This window comes from Micromonospora sp. NPDC051296, from assembly GCF_040682255.1.
Taxonomy (GTDB): domain Bacteria; phylum Actinomycetota; class Actinomycetes; order Mycobacteriales; family Micromonosporaceae; genus Micromonospora; species Micromonospora craterilacus.
On sequence record NZ_JBFBAO010000516.1, the window covers coordinates 1 to 3,859 of the forward strand.

Annotated in this window: 4 protein-coding genes; 3 read left to right on the forward strand and 1 reads right to left on the reverse strand. The window is 73.4% G+C overall.

The genetic code is table 11. The features are described 5' to 3' along the window. From AB0M52_RS32095 to AB0M52_RS32105, 3 genes are all read left to right on the forward strand, one after another. Positions 1-627, forward strand: a 627-nt coding sequence (locus AB0M52_RS32095; RefSeq protein ID WP_363961464.1) for a siderophore-interacting protein, incomplete at its 5' end; no start/stop codon positions are given. A gap of 146 nt (positions 628-773) precedes the next feature. Beyond that, positions 774-2,633, forward strand: a complete 1,860-nt coding sequence (gene dnaG / locus AB0M52_RS32100) for a DNA primase (RefSeq protein WP_363961466.1) — start codon at positions 774-776, stop codon at positions 2,631-2,633. 2 nt (positions 2,634-2,635) lie between these two features. Next, a complete protein-coding gene (locus AB0M52_RS32105; RefSeq protein WP_363961468.1) occupies positions 2,636-3,172 on the forward strand; it encodes a hypothetical protein in 537 nt (178 codons plus the stop codon). A gap of 115 nt (positions 3,173-3,287) precedes the next feature. Here the strand turns inward: AB0M52_RS32105 and AB0M52_RS32110 are convergent, their stop codons facing one another. After that, a complete protein-coding gene (locus AB0M52_RS32110; RefSeq protein WP_363961470.1) occupies positions 3,288-3,524 on the reverse strand; it encodes a flavin reductase in 237 nt (78 codons plus the stop codon). Positions 3,525-3,859 lie beyond the last annotated feature (335 nt).

Consider the following 3,859-nt stretch of genomic DNA (forward strand, 5'->3'; position numbering starts at 1 on the left):
CCCCGGCTGCGGGCGTACACGGTGCGGGCCTGGGACGCGGCGGCGGGGGAGATGACCGTCGACGTGGTGCACCACGGTGACGAGGGGCTGGCCGGCCCGTGGGCTGCCGCGCTGCGGCCCGGCGACGAGGTGCTGTTCACCGGCCCCGGCGGGGCGTACGCGCCGAGCCCGGACGCCGACTGGCACCTACTGGTCGGCGACGAGAGCGCGTTGCCGGCGATCGCCGCGTCCCTGGCCCGGCTCCCGGCCGACGCTCCGGCGCACGTCTTCGTCGAGGTCGACGGCCCGGCCGACGAGCAGCCGCTGCCCAGTCCGGGCGCGGTACGCCTCACCTGGCTGCACCGGGGCAGCGCCCCGGTGGGTGAGCCGCTGGTGGCCGCCGTCCGTGGGCTGGAGTTCCCGCCCGGCACGGTGCACGCCTTCGTGCACGGTGAGGCGAACTTCGTCCGCCAGTTGCGCCGGCTGCTGCGGGTGGAGCGCGGCGTGCCCCGCGAGGGGCTGTCCATCTCCGGTTACTGGCGCCGGGGCCTGGACGACGAGGGCTGGCGGGCCACCAAGCCCGACTGGAACCGCCAGGTCGAGGCCGACGAGCAGACCTCCACCTCCGCCCCGGCACCGCTCGGCTGACCGTCGGTCCGACACCCGGCACGGGAGCCCGCGCCGGCCGACCCGCTGTTAAAAAGGGGCCCTTCCTCTACCGCAGGCGTTAACAAGGGGCCCTTCCTTGCGCCGTGAAGGCGGCAGGGCAGGATGTAGGCCGAGGGGGTGGCGGTATGGCGGGGCGGATCCGGGACGAGGACATCACGCTGGTCCGGGAGCGTACGTCCATCGCCGAGGTCATCTCCGACACGGTGACGCTCAAGTCGGCCGGCGGCGGCAACCTCAAGGGGCTCTGCCCCTTCCACGACGAGAAGAGCCCCTCGTTCAACGTCTCGCCCGCCCGCAACGTCTGGTACTGCTTCGGCTGCGGCGCCGGTGGCGACGCGATCAAGTTTTTGATGGACGCCGAGCACCTCAGCTTCGTCGAGGCGGTGGAGCGGCTCGCCGACCGGGCCGGGGTGCAGCTGAGGTACGTCGAGGACGACCGCGCCACCCCGCGCAGCCGCCCCCAGCAGGGGCAGAAGCAGCGGCTCGTCGCCGCGCACGCCGCCGCGGTGGAGTTCTACACCGCCCAGCTGACCACCGCCGGTGCGCGTACCGCCCGGGAGTTCCTGGCCGAGCGCGGCTTCGACCGGGCCGCCGCCGAGCGGTACGGCTGCGGCTTCGCCCCCGACGGCTGGGATCTGCTCACCAAGCACCTGCGCCAACGTGGGTTCAGCCACGACGAGCTGGTCACCGCCGGGCTGTCCCGCCCGGCCCGCTCGGGCAGCCTGATCGACCGGTTCCGGCGCCGGCTGCTCTGGCCGATTCGCGACCTCACCGGCGACGTGATCGGGTTCGGTGCCCGCAAGCTGTTCGCCGACGACGACGGCCCGAAGTACCTCAACACCCCCGAGACGCCGATCTACAAGAAGTCGCACGTGCTCTACGGCATCGACCAGGCCAAGCGGGAGATCGCCAAGCAGGGGCGGGTGGTGGTCGTCGAGGGCTACACCGACGTGATGGCCTGCCACCTGGCCGGCGTACCGACCGCCGTGGCGACCTGCGGCACCGCGTTCGGCACCGACCACATCGGCGTACTGCGCCGGCTGCTGCTCGACACCGACGCGATCGCCGGCGAGATCATCTTCACCTTCGACGGGGACGCGGCCGGCCAGAAGGCCGCGCTGCGCGCCTTCGACGACGACCAGCGTTTCGTCGGCCGTACCTTCATCGCGGTCAGCCCCGACAACATGGACCCGTGCGAGCTTCGCCTGGCAAAGGGCGACCTGGCGGTACGCGACCTGGTCGCCCGCCGCGAGCCGCTGGTCGACTTCGCGCTGCGGCACGTGATCAGCCGGTACGACCTGGACACCGTCGACGGCCGGGTCGAGGCGATGCGCCGGGCCGCCCCGCTGGTCGCCAAGCTCAAGGACCGGGAGAAGCGCCCGGAGTACGTCCGCAAGCTCGCCGGTGACCTCGGCATGGAGATCGAGCCGGTGCAGCGGGCGGTGCTGACCGCCGCCTCGGGACGGCCGGCGGACGAGCCGGCGCGCCCCACCCGGAGCGAGCCGACGGTGGACAGCCCGCAGTCGATGGTCGAGCGGGAGGCGCTCAAGCTGGCGCTACAGGAACCGGTGCTGGCCGGGCCGATGTTCGACGCGGTCGAGGCGTCCGACTACCGGCATCCCGTGCACGTGGCCGTCCGGTCTGCCATCGCGGCGGCCGGTGGTGCGGCGACCGCCAGCGCCGGCGCGGTGTGGATCGAGTCGGTCCGCGACGCCTGCGACGACCTGGTGGCCCGAGCCCTGGTCAGCGAGCTGGCGGTGGAGCCGCTGCGGATCGACGGTGAGCCCGACCCGCGGTACGTCGCGGTCACCATGGCCCGCCTGCAAGGGGGTTCGGTCACCGCACGGATCCGCGAGCTGAAATCGCGGATCCAGCGGATGAACCCGGTCAGCAACAAGGACGAGTACTTCGCCACCTTCGGTGAGCTGCTCTCGCTGGAGCAGCACGCCCGGGCACTCCGCGAGCAGGCGGCGGGAGGGTTGTAGAGATGAAGTTGTTCCGCCGCCGGCCCAAGTTGCCGCCGGCCGACCGGCCGCCGCTGGAGCGTGACGAGCGGGTGCTGGCCTGGGCGTCCGCCGGCAACGGCGAGGGAGACGGGGTGGTGGTCGCCACCAACCTCGGGCTCTGGCTGCCCGGGCGCGGCCACCGGATCGGCTGGCACGACATCGTCAAGGCCGTCTGGTCCGGCCGGGAGCTGATCGTCACCCCCGGCGAGCGGGTCGCCGAGCGCGACGGCTACCAGGTGGTCGCCGACTGTCCGGCGGAGCGCTACCTGCTGCTCGATCCCGGCGAACTGCCGCACCAGGTGCGTACCCGGGTGACCAAGTCCGTGGCGTACACCCAGCACCACCCCCTGCCCGACGGGGCCGGCCGGATCGTCGGCCGGCGCGTGCCCGGCGTGGACGGTCTGACGTGGATGATCCACTTCGACCCGGGCACTCCCGCCGACAACCCGGACGTTCTCGCGGAGGCCGACCGGCTCGTCGCGGCGGCGCGCGTCGCGACAACGCCCCAGAACCTCTGAGCGCCAGCCCTGATCACGCTCGACCCAGGCTGGCCGCCACTCGATCCTTGGATTGAGCACGACCTTGACCGGCTGCGGGTGGGCTGCGGGTCGACCACCTGGGCCGCCAATGGTGTCAGCGGGAACGGGCCCAGGTGAGGAAGCGGTCGGTTAGCTCGTCCGCTGGGGCTTGGCCGTTGAGGTCGCCCGCCGCGTCGTACATGAGCGTGCCGAGGTAGATCAGCAGGCCGGTCCGGTTCTCCCGGTACTCGCCGAGCAGCGCCAGCCGGGCCGGCGAGCACGGCCACGCTGCCCCGCACACCCGGCACCGCCAGGACGGCCGGGCCGCGACGTGTGGCCGGTAGCGAGGCATCAGCCCTCCTCGGTCCCGCCCGGTGACGGCAGCCAGCGGCCCCCGTTGGCCCGCCACTCCTGCGCCCGGGTGAGCCACCCCGGGCGTCCCGGGCCGTTGATCGGAAAGACCTCCGTCGGGGCGGTCGCCCACTCCGGCCGCTGGTCGGGCGCGCGGCCCGGGTCGGTCGTCCGTGCCGGTCGGTCGTCGGGTGTGCGTCCTGGGGCGGGCGGTGTCGAGCGGGCGTTCGGCGTGCGCCGGGGGAGCGGCGCGGGTGTCGCCGTAGGGCGGCACCGCCAGAACCTGAGTCGCATGAAGCCTCCGTCGAGGTGGGAGGGGGCGCCTGCGCACCCCCG

What these genes read in the sequence shown, in the direction of transcription:
- dnaG (WP_363961466.1), top strand. Translation starts at nt 774, where the DNA reads ATGGCGGGGCGGATCCGGGACGAGGACATCACGCTGGTCCGGGAGCGT.
- AB0M52_RS32110 (WP_363961470.1), bottom strand. Translation starts at nt 3,524, where the DNA reads ATGCCTCGCTACCGGCCACACGTCGCGGCCCGGCCGTCCTGGCGGTGC.
- AB0M52_RS32105 (WP_363961468.1), top strand. Translation starts at nt 2,636, where the DNA reads ATGAAGTTGTTCCGCCGCCGGCCCAAGTTGCCGCCGGCCGACCGGCCG.